Origin of the sequence: Marinobacter manganoxydans MnI7-9, assembly GCF_000235625.1 — a bacterium.
GTDB classification, from domain to species: Bacteria; Pseudomonadota; Gammaproteobacteria; order Pseudomonadales; family Oleiphilaceae; genus Marinobacter; species Marinobacter manganoxydans.
In genome coordinates this window covers 60,072-72,329 of sequence record NZ_AGTR01000013.1, presented here as the reverse complement: position 1 = coordinate 72,329, position 12,258 = coordinate 60,072, and the positions used below count along the sequence as shown (strand labels likewise).

Annotated in this window: 16 protein-coding genes; 12 read left to right on the top strand and 4 right to left on the bottom strand. The window is 58.3% G+C overall.

The genetic code is table 11. The features are described 5' to 3' along the window. Window positions 1–13: 13 nt before the first annotated feature. From mlaD to KYE_RS02765, 3 genes are read right to left on the bottom strand one after another with little or no spacing between them, the layout of a single operon-like run. Window positions 14–463, bottom strand: coding sequence for an outer membrane lipid asymmetry maintenance protein MlaD (gene mlaD, locus KYE_RS02775; RefSeq protein ID WP_008170174.1), 450 nt, complete (start codon window positions 461–463; stop codon window positions 14–16). A gap of 34 nt (window positions 464–497) precedes the next feature. Then, window positions 498–1,280, bottom strand: a complete 783-nt coding sequence (gene mlaE / locus KYE_RS02770) for a lipid asymmetry maintenance ABC transporter permease subunit MlaE (RefSeq protein WP_008170172.1) — start codon at window positions 1,278–1,280, stop codon at window positions 498–500. Next, a complete protein-coding gene (locus KYE_RS02765; protein ID WP_008170170.1) occupies window positions 1,277–2,089 on the bottom strand; it encodes an ATP-binding cassette domain-containing protein in 813 nt (270 codons plus the stop codon). Before KYE_RS02765 ends, mlaE begins: the two co-directional genes overlap by 4 nt. Window positions 2,090–2,277: 188 nt before the next feature. Between KYE_RS02765 and KYE_RS02760 the strand changes: the two genes are divergently transcribed. From KYE_RS02760 to yjgA, 12 genes are all read left to right on the top strand, one after another. After that, window positions 2,278–3,258 carry a KpsF/GutQ family sugar-phosphate isomerase gene (locus tag KYE_RS02760; RefSeq protein WP_008170168.1) on the top strand — a complete coding sequence of 327 codons (981 nt, stop codon included), beginning with the start codon at window positions 2,278–2,280 and terminating at the stop codon, window positions 3,256–3,258. 22 nt (window positions 3,259–3,280) lie between these two features. Then, window positions 3,281–3,829 carry a KdsC family phosphatase gene (locus KYE_RS02755; RefSeq protein ID WP_008170166.1) on the top strand — a complete coding sequence of 183 codons (549 nt, stop codon included), beginning with the start codon at window positions 3,281–3,283 and terminating at the stop codon, window positions 3,827–3,829. Further along, window positions 3,826–4,410 (top strand): LPS export ABC transporter periplasmic protein LptC, encoded by a 585-nt coding sequence (gene lptC, locus KYE_RS02750; RefSeq protein WP_008170163.1) that lies wholly within the window; start codon window positions 3,826–3,828, stop codon window positions 4,408–4,410. Before KYE_RS02755 ends, lptC begins: the two co-directional genes overlap by 4 nt. Then, window positions 4,394–4,948, top strand: coding sequence for a lipopolysaccharide transport periplasmic protein LptA (lptA, locus tag KYE_RS02745; protein WP_008170160.1), 555 nt, complete (start codon window positions 4,394–4,396; stop codon window positions 4,946–4,948). Before lptC ends, lptA begins: the two co-directional genes overlap by 17 nt. Continuing rightward, the gene (gene lptB / locus KYE_RS02740; RefSeq protein WP_008170158.1) at window positions 4,926–5,651 is read left to right on the top strand and encodes an LPS export ABC transporter ATP-binding protein; all 726 of its coding nucleotides are present in this window, start codon (window positions 4,926–4,928) and stop codon (window positions 5,649–5,651) included. The genes lptA and lptB overlap by 23 nt, the downstream gene beginning before the upstream one ends. Before the next feature lie 151 nt (window positions 5,652–5,802). After that, window positions 5,803–7,329 carry an RNA polymerase factor sigma-54 gene (locus tag KYE_RS02735; protein ID WP_176443020.1) on the top strand — a complete coding sequence of 509 codons (1,527 nt, stop codon included), beginning with the start codon at window positions 5,803–5,805 and terminating at the stop codon, window positions 7,327–7,329. A 100-nt stretch (window positions 7,330–7,429) separates the two neighbouring features. After that, entirely contained in the window at window positions 7,430–7,738 is a 309-nt protein-coding gene (gene hpf, locus KYE_RS02730) for a ribosome hibernation promoting factor (RefSeq protein WP_008170154.1), read from the top strand. Window positions 7,739–7,825: 87 nt separating this feature from the next. Further along, the gene (gene ptsN / locus KYE_RS02725) at window positions 7,826–8,296 is read left to right on the top strand and encodes a PTS IIA-like nitrogen regulatory protein PtsN (RefSeq protein WP_008170153.1); all 471 of its coding nucleotides are present in this window, start codon (window positions 7,826–7,828) and stop codon (window positions 8,294–8,296) included. 28 nt (window positions 8,297–8,324) lie between these two features. Beyond that, window positions 8,325–9,209, top strand: coding sequence for an RNase adapter RapZ (gene rapZ / locus KYE_RS02720; protein ID WP_008170152.1), 885 nt, complete (start codon window positions 8,325–8,327; stop codon window positions 9,207–9,209). 7 nt (window positions 9,210–9,216) lie between these two features. Next, window positions 9,217–9,486, top strand: coding sequence for an HPr family phosphocarrier protein (locus KYE_RS02715; protein ID WP_008170151.1), 270 nt, complete (start codon window positions 9,217–9,219; stop codon window positions 9,484–9,486). Window positions 9,487–9,495: 9 nt separating this feature from the next. Further along, window positions 9,496–10,857: a magnesium transporter gene (gene mgtE / locus KYE_RS02710; RefSeq protein ID WP_008170150.1), complete on the top strand. Its 1,362-nt coding sequence runs from the start codon at window positions 9,496–9,498 to the stop codon at window positions 10,855–10,857. Between the two features lie 15 nt (window positions 10,858–10,872). Beyond that, complete coding sequence (yjgA, locus tag KYE_RS02705; protein ID WP_008170149.1) at window positions 10,873–11,400, top strand: ribosome biogenesis factor YjgA; 528 nt, start codon at window positions 10,873–10,875, stop codon at window positions 11,398–11,400. A 9-nt stretch (window positions 11,401–11,409) separates the two neighbouring features. Here yjgA and KYE_RS02700 read toward each other — a convergent pair whose 3' ends face one another. After that, the gene (locus tag KYE_RS02700) at window positions 11,410–12,255 is read right to left on the bottom strand and encodes a carbon-nitrogen hydrolase family protein (protein WP_008170148.1); all 846 of its coding nucleotides are present in this window, start codon (window positions 12,253–12,255) and stop codon (window positions 11,410–11,412) included. Between the last annotated feature and the right edge of the window lie 3 nt (window positions 12,256–12,258).

The window sequence follows — 12,258 nt, the reverse complement described above, 5'->3', positions numbered from 1 at the left end:
TTTCCGGCCCGAATCAACGGCCCGATGCAAAGTTGCTGATCAGCCGTTCCAGGTTCATGGCCGACTGTGTCGAATAGAAGGTATCGCCCTCTTTCAGCGAATCCATCTCGGCGCCAATCGATATATCAATGTACTGCTCGCCGAGCAGGCCGGATGTACGTATAACTGCGGAACTGTCCGACGGGATATTGTCCACATCCGAATGAATCGACATCTCGACCCGAGCCTGGAAGGTTTCCGTGTTCAGGCTGATGGATTCGATGGTGCCAACCGTTACCCCGGCCATCGAGACCCGACCGCGGGGCGTGAGCCCGCCCGTATCGTTGAAATTGGCGTAAATGGTATAGGTGCTCTCGGCCGACTTCGGCGACAGCCCGCTAACCTGCAGCGCCAGGAAAAGCAGGGCTGCGCAGCCTGCGATCATGAACAGGCCAACTACGATTTCAGTGGTTCTCTGTGCCATTTCAGGCTCCGGTAATATCTCGTTGATCGATGTTTCAGAAATCGCCAAACATGACAGCGGTCAGTACAAAATCCAGCCCCAGCACCGCCAGCGATGAGTACACCACCGTCTTGGTGGTCGCCGAACTGATACCTGCCGATGTCGGCACGCAGTCATAGCCCTGGTAAACCGCGATCCAGGCACAAACAAAACCAAAAACAACGCTTTTGATGACGCCGTTCAGGACGTCATCCACAAAATCCACAGACGACTGCATGTTGCCCCAGAAGGAGCCTTCGAACACACCCAGCCAGTCCACACCCACAAGCATACCGCCCCAGATGCCGACTACCGAGAAAATCACCGCCAGTACCGGCATGGCAATAAACCCGGCCCAGAGGCGAGGCGCAATGACACGCCGCAGCGGGTCTACACCCATCATTTCCATACTTGATAGCTGTTCGGTGGCTTTCATCAAGCCAATCTCTGCCGTCAGAGCTGAACCCGCGCGGCCGGCAAACAGCAATGCTGTCACCACCGGGCCAAGCTCACGCACCAGGGTCAGCGCAATCATCTGACCGATGGCCGCTTCCGAGCCATAGTCGCTCAGAATAGTGTATCCCTGAAGCCCCAGCACCATGCCGATAAACAGGCCCGACACCACAACAATGGCCAGAGAGAGCACCCCAACGGCATAAATCTGTTTCATCAGAAGCGGGAAGCCCGTTGCCGGGCGGGGAACACCGCCCAGAACGCCCGCCAGAAAACGACCGGAACGACCGAATGAAGAAACGATATCCAGCCCCAGGCGTCCGAATGCCGCTATTCTGTCAATCAAGAGGCACCTCCCGACAGGCCGAAGTCACTGGCGGCGCCTTCGGCCGGATAATGGAACGGCACCGGGCCATCCGGCTGCCCCTGCAAAAATTGCTGGACCTTCCCGGAAGGATGCGCCCGGAGCTCCTCCGGTGTGCCCTCACCGATTACCTTGCCATCAGAAATAATGCAGGCGTAATGGCAGATGCTCAGGGATTCGGGCACATCGTGGGAGACCAGAACGCTGGTCAGCCCCATGGAGCTGTTCAGATCGCGGATCAGCTTTACCAGAACGCCCATGGCAATCGGGTCCTGGCCGGCGAACGGCTCGTCGTACATGATCAGCTCGGGATCCAGGGCAATACTTCGGGCAAGAGCAACCCGGCGGGTCATACCTCCGGACAGTTCCGACGGCATCAGTTGGCGTGCGCCTCGCAATCCGACGGCTTCAAGCTTCATTAGCACGACATCACGAATCATGTCTTCCGGCAGCTTTGTGTGCACCCGCAACGGGAAGGCCACGTTCTCGAACACGCTCAGATCGGTGAACAGCGCCCCACTCTGGAACAGCATGCCCATCTTTTCCCGAAGGCTGTAGAGGGCTTTGCGCTTGAGCTTCGGCACTTCATGGCCGTCCACCACAACACTGCCCGAATCCGGCCTGAGCTGGCCGCCAATAAGGCGAAGCAGCGTGGTTTTCCCGGTTCCGCTGGGCCCCATGATGGCGGTGATTTTTCCGCGGGGGATGTCCAGGCTGACACCGTCGAAGATACGGCGCCCTGAGCGGGAGAACACGACGTCCTTGAGCGATATGTAAGCCGGTGAATTCATAGTCCTTACCTTTCAAAGAGGGGCTACATTATGCCAAGGAGCGCGCAAGCTCAATCCAAAGTGCCCAAAATGTACTGATAGCAATGATCAGTTTGACTGAACTTTCGGTAACCGGGCATCGTTGCCGGGTGAAAATGGTATACTCTGCCCAACATTTACAACGTCCCGACAGCCAGGCCCAAAGCCCGATGACCGAACAGACTCCCAGCGATTTCCGATCTTCTGCCATCCGCGCCATCCGCATTGAGCGCGACGCCATTGATGCCCTTGAAGGCCGAATCGACGACCAGTTCACGCGGGCCTGCGAAGTTATCATGAACTGCAAGGGCCGCGTGGTTGTGACCGGCATGGGAAAATCCGGCCACATTGGCAACAAAATTGCCGCCACCCTGGCCAGCACTGGAACGCCATCGTTTTTCGTGCACCCGGGCGAGGCAAGCCACGGTGACATGGGTATGATCACCTCCCAGGATGTGGTCATCGCCATTTCCAACAGCGGCAACACCAGCGAGGTGGTCACCATTCTGCCGTTGATCAAACGCATGGGCGCTCCGCTGATCAGCATGACCGGCAATGCCAGCTCCACACTGGCCCGGGAAGCCGTCGCCAATCTGGACGTCAGCGTTATGGTGGAAGCCTGCCCACTGGGTTTGGCGCCCACCTCCTCCACAACGGCCACCCTGGTGATGGGCGATGCCCTCGCCGTTGCACTCCTTGAGGCCCGGGGCTTCAGTGCCGAGGATTTCGCTATCTCTCACCCCGGCGGCAGCCTCGGGCGTCGGCTGCTGCTCAGGGTCTCCGACATCATGCACAGCGGTGATCAGATTCCAGTCGTCAACGAGGATACCCCCTTGAGCGGTGCTCTTCTTGAGATGTCCCGAAAGGGTCTCGGTATGACCACCGTCGTCAATGATAAAGGCACTCTTACCGGAATATTTACGGACGGTGACCTTCGACGGACTCTGGATCGATCGGTGGACATTCACAATACGCCCATCAACGAGGTCATGACCCGGCATGGTAAAACGATCCAGGCCGATCATCTGGCGGCGGAAGCGCTGAACATAATGGAGGAGATGAAGATCAACGCCCTCCCCGTTACCGACGACCAGGGTGGTCTGATTGGCGCCATCAATATGCACGACCTGCTGCGTGCCGGCGTTATCTAGGGGCTATGAGGAGCTGTTTGATATGAAGCACCAATGGCCGGATTCGCTGTTGGCAAAGGCCGTAAAGATCCGCCTGATCGCACTGGATGTCGACGGCATCATGAGCGACGGTAAACTTTATTTCAGCGCCACTGGTGATGAGCTCAAGGCTTTTAACATTCTGGATGGCCTGGGTTTGAAACAACTGATGGCAGCCGGGATTACCGTGGCCGTGATCACCGGACGAAAGTCCCCCCTGACCGAGAAGCGCATGCGGGATCTTGGCATTCCCCACCTGATGCAGGGGCGAGAGGACAAGAAGGTAGCCCTTCAGGAACTGGTCAGCACCATGGATATCAGCCCCGAGGCCATCGCATACATGGGGGACGATCTGCCAGATCTCCCGGCACTGAGGTTCGCCGGACTGGGCATCACCGTGCCCAACGGTTACTGGCTGGTGCAGCAGCATGCCGACTACTGCACCATTGCCCGGGGCGGCGAAGGGGCGGTCCGCGAAGCCTGCGACTTGCTGCTGACGGCCCATGGCAGGCTTGACGCAGCACTTGCCCCCTATCTGGAGCCCGAGGCATGAACTGGCTGCTGGACAGACCCTGGCTGCGAGCACTGGCACTGGCTGCTACCGTGGTGGCAGCCGTATTCCTGCTCTGGCGCAGCGATGAACCCCCTGTGATTGATGACGAGGCAGCGGCCCTACGGGGAGACGCCGAACCAGACGGTTTCGTGGTGAATGGTCAGTACACCTCCTTCGATGAAGCGGGCAATCTCAAGATCCGGTTTTCCAGCCCCCGAATTGAGCAGTTCGAGGAAGGCAACCTGGCCACCATGGAATCTCCCCGGGCCGAGCTGTACGGGGACCAGGAGGCCCTGCCGTGGATTGTCGAGGCCGACAATGGCAGCTTGCTGCAAAACCAGAATCTGGTGTACCTGACGGACAATGTCCGGGTTCAGCGCACGATTGGCGAACGGGACGCCGTCCTGACAACATCAAGCCTGACCCTGGATAACGACCGGGGCATGGTATATACAGACGCGCCCGTAGAAATACGTGATGTTACCGGCATAACCCGGGCCACGGGCATGAAAGCGTGGATAGACGAACGAATTCTGGAACTGAACTCCCAGGTGGAAGGACTCTATGAAACCGGAAACTAACCGATACCGGCGCCTGATGGCTGCCCTGCTAACGGTCGTGATGATCGGCCCGGCGGCTGCATTTGACCTTGATTCTGACACTCCTATCAAGGTCACCGCAGATACCGCCCGCCTGGATGACGGCCAGGGCATTGCCACCTACACCGGCGCTGTGGAACTTGAGCAGGGCAATACCCGCCTGACTGCCGAGCGGGTCGTCCTGTACCGGACCGAGGACGGCCTGAGCCGGATCGAAGCCTCTGGTACGCCCGCTATATACCGTCAACCGGCGCGCGAGGGGGAAGGCGAAACCGATGCCCGTGCCCTGAACATTACCTGGTCTGCCACCGACAGCCAGCTGACCTTTGAACGGGAAGCAGTCATCGAGCAGAATGGCAACCTGTTCCGGGGTGATGTCATTCATTATGATACCGTCGGCCGGGTTGTCACCGCTGAGGGCGGCGCAGACACCGGCGAGGGCAGCGGCCGGGTAGAGATGGTGATTCAGCCACGCAGTACAGACAGACAGGGATCCGATGGCAGTTCTGAGAGCCAGTAACCTGGCAAAGAGTTACAAACAGAAAAAAGTGGTGATCGACGTTTCCCTGGAAATCCGCAGTGGGGAAATTGTCGGGCTGCTTGGTCCCAACGGTGCCGGGAAAACCACCTGCTTCTATATGATCGTTGGGCTCGTCCCCGCTGATCGCGGGCGGATCACGATCGACAGCCGGGATATCACCCCCCTGCCCATGCATGGTCGGGCCCGCCAGGGCATCGGTTACCTGCCCCAGGAAGCCTCGGTCTTCCGCAAACTGTCCGTACGCGACAACATCATGGCCATCCTCGAAACCCGGCCGGGGCTGGGCAAGGCAGAGCGGGAGAAGAAGCTCGAGGGGTTATTGGAAGAATTCCACATCACCCATATCCGGGACAGTGTTGGCATGGCATTGTCCGGCGGTGAACGCCGACGGGTGGAGATTGCCCGGGCACTGGCCATGGAGCCGGCTTTTATCCTGCTGGATGAACCCTTCGCCGGTGTGGACCCCATATCCGTCAGTGACATCAAACACATCATCCGGCACCTTCGGGACAAAGGCATTGGCGTTTTGATCACCGACCACAACGTGCGTGAGACCCTGGACATCTGCGAGAATGCCTACATTGTTTCCGGCGGCCACATCATCGCCTCCGGCAATGCCGACGCCATCCTGGCCAACCAGCAGGTCAAGGAAGTCTATCTCGGCGACGAATTCAGACTCTGACACCCAATGGCTGATTGTTTTGATGACCTGTAGCAAGTAAACTCGGCAAAGAACTTGCTAGGGTAAATTAAAATCACGGCAAGTAACCGGCATATAAAGATTTTTTCACGACTTATGACACAACGCGCTGATGAGTGACGGATCCTGAACCATGGTTATGAAAGCCTCCTTACAGTTAAAGCTGGGTCAAAGCCTGACCATGACGCCCCAGCTGCAACAGGCGATCCGGCTTCTCCAGCTCTCCACTCTCGACCTCCAGCAGGAAATCCAGCAGGCACTGGAATCCAACCCCATGCTGGAGACCTCCGAGGACGATGACCAGACCGACGCAGCCAGCGAAAACGACGAGCGCGAGGCCAACGCCACCGAGTCCGCCGCTGAAGCTGCCCCGGAACCGGCCAGCGACTGGGATGAATCCGAGAACGGCCCGGACTGGTCCTCGGAGAACGAGATTCCTGACAACATTCCGGACGATCTGCCGGTTGATACCGCCTGGGACGACATCTACCAGTCCGCACCAGCGCCGGCAGCCCGCAACGACGACGAAAACGATCACGATTTCGAAACCCGTAATTCCCCGACCGAAACGCTTCAGGATCACCTGGAATGGCAGCTCAATCTGACGCCCCTCAGTGAACGGGACCAGGCCATTGCCCATGCCCTGATGGATGCAGTGGACGAACGGGGCTATATCACCAGCCCGCTGGAGGAAATCCACGCCGGACTGCTGGATGAGAACGATGAAGACCCCCTTGAACTGGATGAAGTGGAAGCCGTGCTTCACCGCCTGCAACACTTTGATCCGCCCGGCGTGTTTGCCCGGGACCTACAGGAATGCCTGCTGATCCAGCTCAACCAGCTGCCGCCGGAAACACCCTGGCTGGCCCAGGCACGCCTTGTAATTACCCATTACATCAACCTGCTGGGCAACCGCGATTACGCCCAGTTGCTGCGCCGCAGCCGCCTGAAAGAAGACCAGTTGCGGGATGTCCTGGCGCTGATCACCGGCCTGAATCCGCGGCCGGGCGATGTCATTGACCGGGCCGAACCCGATTATGTGATTCCGGACGTGATCGTTCGCAAACACAATGGCCGCTGGCGTGTTGAGCTGAATCCTGAAATTGCACCGCGCATCCGGGTCAATGCCAGCTATGCTTCACTTATAAGGCGTGCGGACAGCAGCGCAGACAACACCTACCTGCGCGACCAGTTGCAGGAGGCCAAGTGGTTCATCAAGAGCCTGCAGAGCCGCAATGAGACCTTGCTGAAAGTCGCGACCCGTATTGTCGAGCACCAGCAGGGATTCCTGGATCACGGTGAAGAAGCCATGAAACCGTTGATTCTTTCAGACATCGCCCAGGCGGTAGAGATGCATGAATCGACCATTTCACGGGTAACCACCCAGAAATACATGCATACCCCCCGTGGCATTTTCGAGCTGAAGTACTTCTTCTCCAGCCATGTCAGCACTGACGAGGGTGGAGAATGCTCCTCCACGGCCATACGCGCGATGATCAAGAAGCTGATTGCGGCGGAAACGCCCAAAAAGCCGTTGAGCGACAGCAAAATTGCAGCCATGCTAGGGGAACAGGGTATCAAGGTTGCGCGACGCACCGTTGCCAAGTACCGGGAGGCCATGCACATTCCGCCGTCCAACGAGCGCAAGCGGCTGGTCTGAATACCCGGGGCCGGGACGCAACACCGTATTCGCCGGCGCATAATGCGCCAGCACCCAGACCGGCTCCCGGGAGCCGGCACGATGACAACAGGAGACGCCTATGCAACTCAATATTTCAGGCCATCACGTAGAACTTACTCCCGCACTGAAGGATTATGTTTCAGAGAAGTTCGAGAAGCTCGAGCGTCACTTTGACCACATCAGTAACTGCCAGGTGACCCTGGAAGTGGAAAAGGTGCGCCAGATTGCGGAAGCCACGTTGCATGTGGTTGGTGGTGAGATTCACGCAAAGGCAGAAAATGAGGATATGTACGCAGCCATCGATGCCCTGATCGACAAGCTTGACCGTCAGATCCTCAAGCACAAGGAAAAGAATGTAGACCGGATGCACGGAAACGGCTCTCGCTAACTGACTGTTTTCATGCAATTCATCTAATCGAGCTGCGACATGAGTAACGTGTCGCAGCCTTTTTTTTAACGGAAACGCAGTCGATCCATGAGCGACACATCCCTGACCATAGAGAACATTCTTGCTCCGGAGCTCACCCTCTGCAGGGTAGCTGCGTCCAGCAAGAAACGGGCCCTGGAGTTTATTGCCGAGCAGATAAACCATCAGGACAACACGCTCAGCGAGACCCAGCTCTTCAACAACCTGATTTCCCGCGAGCGCCTGGGCAGCACCGGCATTGGCCAGGGAATCGCCATTCCCCACTGCCGTCTGGAAGGACTTGATCACGTGGTGGGCGTGCTGATGACGCTGGAAGAAAGCGTCGAATTCGATGCTATCGACAATCAGCCGGTGGATCTGATTTTCGCCCTGATCGTCCCGAAGGAAGCAACGAGCGAACACCTGGAGCTGCTCAGCCAACTGGCTGAAAAGTTCAATGAGCGGTCGTTCTGTGATCGCCTCCGGCAATCCGAGGACGCCAGCACGCTGTACCAGCGCATGACCGCCTCAGGCGGCTGATATTCACTGCAGTGGAGGTAAGGTGGTCATGAAGCTGATTATCGTCAGTGGCAGGTCCGGTTCGGGCAAGAGTACCGCACTTCATGTGCTGGAGGACCTCGGGTTTTATTGCATCGACAATCTTCCTATTGGCCTGCTCTTCCCCCTCACACGGGAAGCCGCCAGCCAGACCAGGCCTGGTCGACTGGGCAAGATGGCCGTCAGTATCGATGCGCGGAACCTTTCCGGCGAGCTGGCCAATTTCGAGGAGATCTACCGGCGCCTCCAGGAAACCGGGGTTACCGTTGAAATCATCTTCCTGGACGCCGACGAGCAGTCGCTTCTGCAGCGTTTTCACGCCACCCGCAGAAAGCATCCGTTGAGTGACGACAGGACCTCTCTCCGGGAAGCCATTACCAGCGAGAAGAAACTGCTGGAGCCCCTCTCCAAGCTTTCCGATCTTTACGTAAATACCACCGGCATGTCCATGTACGAGCTGCGGGACATGGTCAAGCAGCGCGTGGTCGGTCGAAAAGATCAGGAACTGGCTCTCCTGTTTCAGTCATTCGGCTTCAAACACGGCGTGCCGCTGGATTCCGACTACGTTTTCGATGTCCGCTGCCTGCCCAACCCCTACTGGGATACCAGCCTCCGCAAGTATGTCGGGACGGATCAGCCGGTTATCGAGTTTCTGGAAAAAGAACCGGCAAGCCGGAAGATGATCGAGGACCTGAAATCATTTCTGGATACCTGGCTGCCCTCCTTTGCAGACAGTAACCGCAGCTATATGACCATTTCCATTGGCTGTACCGGCGGCCAGCACCGGTCGGTGTATGTGTGCGAGCAGTTGGGTGAGTACTTCCGGCAACGGTACAGCAATGTGCAAGTGCGGCACACCGAGCTGCCACACCTGCAGACCCGGGAAGAGATCTGATCAAGCCATGATTCGCCGCCCCATTACCATCATCAACAAACTGGGCCTGCATGCGCGCGCCACTGCGAAGCTGGTCAACACGGCATCGGAATACGACAGCAGCGTGCGTATCAGCGGCAAAGGCCGGGATGTGGACGCGAAGAACATCATGCAGGTGATGATGCTGGCCGCCAGCAAAGGAACCGATGTGGAGCTCATTGCCGACGGACCGGATGAGGAACAGGCCATCGAAGCATTGGTGGAACTGATTAACGACTATTTCGGTGAGGGTGAGTAAAATAAACACATGACCGATATTCTGGAAAAAAGCCAGGCCCGCCAGCGTCTTCGTTCCCTGAGCGAAGCGCTGGACAGTGGCGCACTGAAGCAGGTTGCCCGCATCCTGAACGGTGGCCTGAGCCCCAGTGATATTGCCCATTTGCTGGAGTCCTCACCGCCCCGGCAGCGGGCCCTGCTGTGGAACCTGGTGGACAAAGACCTCGAAGGCGAGGTTCTCCAGTATCTCAGTGATGATATCCGAGGCTACTTCCTGAGCCAGCTGAACGCTCAGGAACTGGCGGACATCATCGAGGATTTCGAGTCAGACGACCTGGCCGACCTGCTGCAGCAGCTGCCGGATACGGTCATCCAGGAAGTCCTGGAGACCATGGACGAGCAGGACCGGCAACGGGTGGAGGAAGTTCTCTCCTATCCGGAGGACACCGCCGGCGGTCTGATGAACACGGACACCATTACGGTGCGCCCGGACATCAGTATCGATGTTGTGCTCCGCTACCTTCGCAGGCACCGCACCCTGCCACCCATGACCGACAGCCTGATCGTGGTCAGCCGCCGGGACGATTTCATTGGCATGCTGCCCATCACGAAAATGCTGGTCTCCAACCCCGCCTCCACCGTGCGGGAAGTCATGGATACCGACATCGAGCCCATTCCCGTGAGCCTCTCCGACACCAAGGTAGCGACATTGTTTGAACGCTACGACCTGATCTCGGCGCCGGTGGTAAACGAGGAGGGCCGCCTGCTGGGTCGGATCACCATCGATGACGTGGTTGACGTTATCCGGGAGGATGCGGACCACTCACTGATGAGTATGGCGGGTCTGGACGAAGACGAGGACACCTTTGCGCCGGTGTGGAAAACCACCCGTCGCCGTGCCGTCTGGCTGGGCATCAACCTGATTACGGCACTGACCGCCTCCGCCGTCATCGGGCTATTTGAAGACACGATCGCCAAAGTGGTGGCGCTCGCAGTGCTGATGCCAATTGTTGCCAGTATGGGCGGCATTGCTGGTAGTCAGACGCTTACACTGGTGATTCGCGGTATGGCCGTGGGGCAGATCAGCGGCGCCAACGTAGGCTGGCTGCTGAACCGGGAATTTCTGTCAGGGATACTGAACGGCCTGCTCTGGGCCGCCGTGGTGGCGGGTGCAGCCATGCTCTGGTTCCAGGATGTGATGATCGGCGCGATCATTGCTGCCGCGCTGGTGATCAATCTTGTCGCCGCAGCGCTGGTTGGCACGGTTCTGCCACTGTTTCTCAAATCTCGCAATATTGATCCGGCCCTGGCAGGCAGCGTGATTCTCACGACTGTGACCGATGTAGTCGGGTTCATGGCCTTTCTTGGCCTCGCGACGATTTTCTACGCTTAAGCGGATCTCGGATTTATGAAAGACCATCAAGACAACGACGCGCCGGAATACGACGGCCCGAGCAAATCCCAGCTGAAACGGGAAATGCATGCCCTGCAGGATCTGGGCAAGCGGATGCTGGACCTGAGCAACGATCAGCTGGAAACCTTGCCAATCAGCGAGACCCTCCGCGCCGCGATCGAGGAATCCCGCCGTATCCGCCAGAACGAGGCCAAACGACGGCACCTGCAATACATCGGTAAGGTCATCCGACAGGAAGATGATCCTGAAGCCCTGGCGAAAGCCATCGACGCCTTCGATGCCGGTAGCGAAGAACACACCCGCAGACACCACCTGGCGGAACGCTGGCGGGACCGGATGATTGCCGAAGGCGATTCCGTTGTTGGCGAGTTCTTCAGCTACTGCCCCACTGCCGATATGCAGCACCTGCGAAACCTTGCTCGAAACGCCCGAAAAGACGTCGAAAAACAGAAGAACACCGGCCAGGCCCGGAAACTGTTCCGTTATCTCAGGGAGTGCATCGATGACGCCGAGGCCATGTGAGCCGTTGGTTCAACCTTTGAGCCGGCGGTGCTCCCACACCGGCATCCGGGCGCGCAGATTGGCTACCTGATCGGCGTCCAGTTCGGCGGTGACCAGGCCCGGGCCTTCCCCCATTTCCGTCACGATCCGCCCCCAGGGATCACAGATCAGGCTGTGGCCATAGGTGCGACGGCGCTCGCTGTTCTGGCCACCCTGGCCAGGTGCCACTAACCATACCTGGTTCTCGATCGCGCGGGCCCGGATCAGGGGGTACCAGTGGGCATCACCGGTCTGCCAGGTGAAAGCGCTCGGAAGGCAAATCCAGTCGACATCCTGCTCACGCAGCAGCCTGAACAGCTCCGGAAAGCGAAGATCGTAGCAGATCGCCAACCCCAGCTTGCCCGCGGGCGTATCCACGGTCACTATCTGTTCGCCGGGCTCGAAGGTGTCCGATTCACGGTATTGACCATGGGCGTCTTCCACCATGGCATCAAACAGGTGAATCTTGTCGTAACGGGCAACTTCCTCACCCTGGTCATCAAAGACAATGCAGGTTGCCCTGACCCGATCCTCCAGATCTGAGCCGTCCGGTCGTTTGGCCACGGGCATCGATCCGCCAACGATCCAGAGCCCCAGTTTCCGGGCCTGTTCGGCCAGGAAGGTTCTTATGACAGGCTCGGCCCCCGCCTCCTGGCGACCACGATCAATCATCTGACTGGTGGCCAGAACCGCAAAATTCTCAGGCAGTACGGCGACCGAGGCGCCCTGCTCGGCAGCCCGGGCCAGCAGCTGTTCCGCTTCGCGCAGATTGGCGTCAATGTCATGACCGCTGACCATCTGGATGGCTGCGACCCGGTTGGAAACACGCTTGTTCATGAC

Excerpts from the sequence above, each read along its gene's own strand:
- hpf (WP_008170154.1), top strand. The coding sequence starts at position 7,430 with ATGCAACTCAATATTTCAGGCCATCACGTAGAACTTACTCCCGCACTG.
- rapZ (WP_008170152.1), top strand. The coding sequence starts at position 8,325 with ATGAAGCTGATTATCGTCAGTGGCAGGTCCGGTTCGGGCAAGAGTACC.
- KYE_RS02715 (WP_008170151.1), top strand. The coding sequence starts at position 9,217 with ATGATTCGCCGCCCCATTACCATCATCAACAAACTGGGCCTGCATGCG.
- KYE_RS02735 (WP_176443020.1), top strand. The coding sequence starts at position 5,803 with ATGGTTATGAAAGCCTCCTTACAGTTAAAGCTGGGTCAAAGCCTGACC.
- KYE_RS02755 (WP_008170166.1), top strand. The coding sequence starts at position 3,281 with ATGAAGCACCAATGGCCGGATTCGCTGTTGGCAAAGGCCGTAAAGATC.
- lptA (WP_008170160.1), top strand. The coding sequence starts at position 4,394 with ATGAAACCGGAAACTAACCGATACCGGCGCCTGATGGCTGCCCTGCTA.
- mgtE (WP_008170150.1), top strand. The coding sequence starts at position 9,496 with ATGACCGATATTCTGGAAAAAAGCCAGGCCCGCCAGCGTCTTCGTTCC.
- mlaD (WP_008170174.1), bottom strand. The coding sequence starts at position 463 with ATGGCACAGAGAACCACTGAAATCGTAGTTGGCCTGTTCATGATCGCA.
- KYE_RS02765 (WP_008170170.1), bottom strand. The coding sequence starts at position 2,089 with ATGAATTCACCGGCTTACATATCGCTCAAGGACGTCGTGTTCTCCCGC.
- lptB (WP_008170158.1), top strand. The coding sequence starts at position 4,926 with ATGGCAGTTCTGAGAGCCAGTAACCTGGCAAAGAGTTACAAACAGAAA.
- KYE_RS02760 (WP_008170168.1), top strand. The coding sequence starts at position 2,278 with ATGACCGAACAGACTCCCAGCGATTTCCGATCTTCTGCCATCCGCGCC.
- lptC (WP_008170163.1), top strand. The coding sequence starts at position 3,826 with ATGAACTGGCTGCTGGACAGACCCTGGCTGCGAGCACTGGCACTGGCT.
- yjgA (WP_008170149.1), top strand. The coding sequence starts at position 10,873 with ATGAAAGACCATCAAGACAACGACGCGCCGGAATACGACGGCCCGAGC.
- KYE_RS02700 (WP_008170148.1), bottom strand. The coding sequence starts at position 12,255 with ATGAACAAGCGTGTTTCCAACCGGGTCGCAGCCATCCAGATGGTCAGC.
- ptsN (WP_008170153.1), top strand. The coding sequence starts at position 7,826 with ATGAGCGACACATCCCTGACCATAGAGAACATTCTTGCTCCGGAGCTC.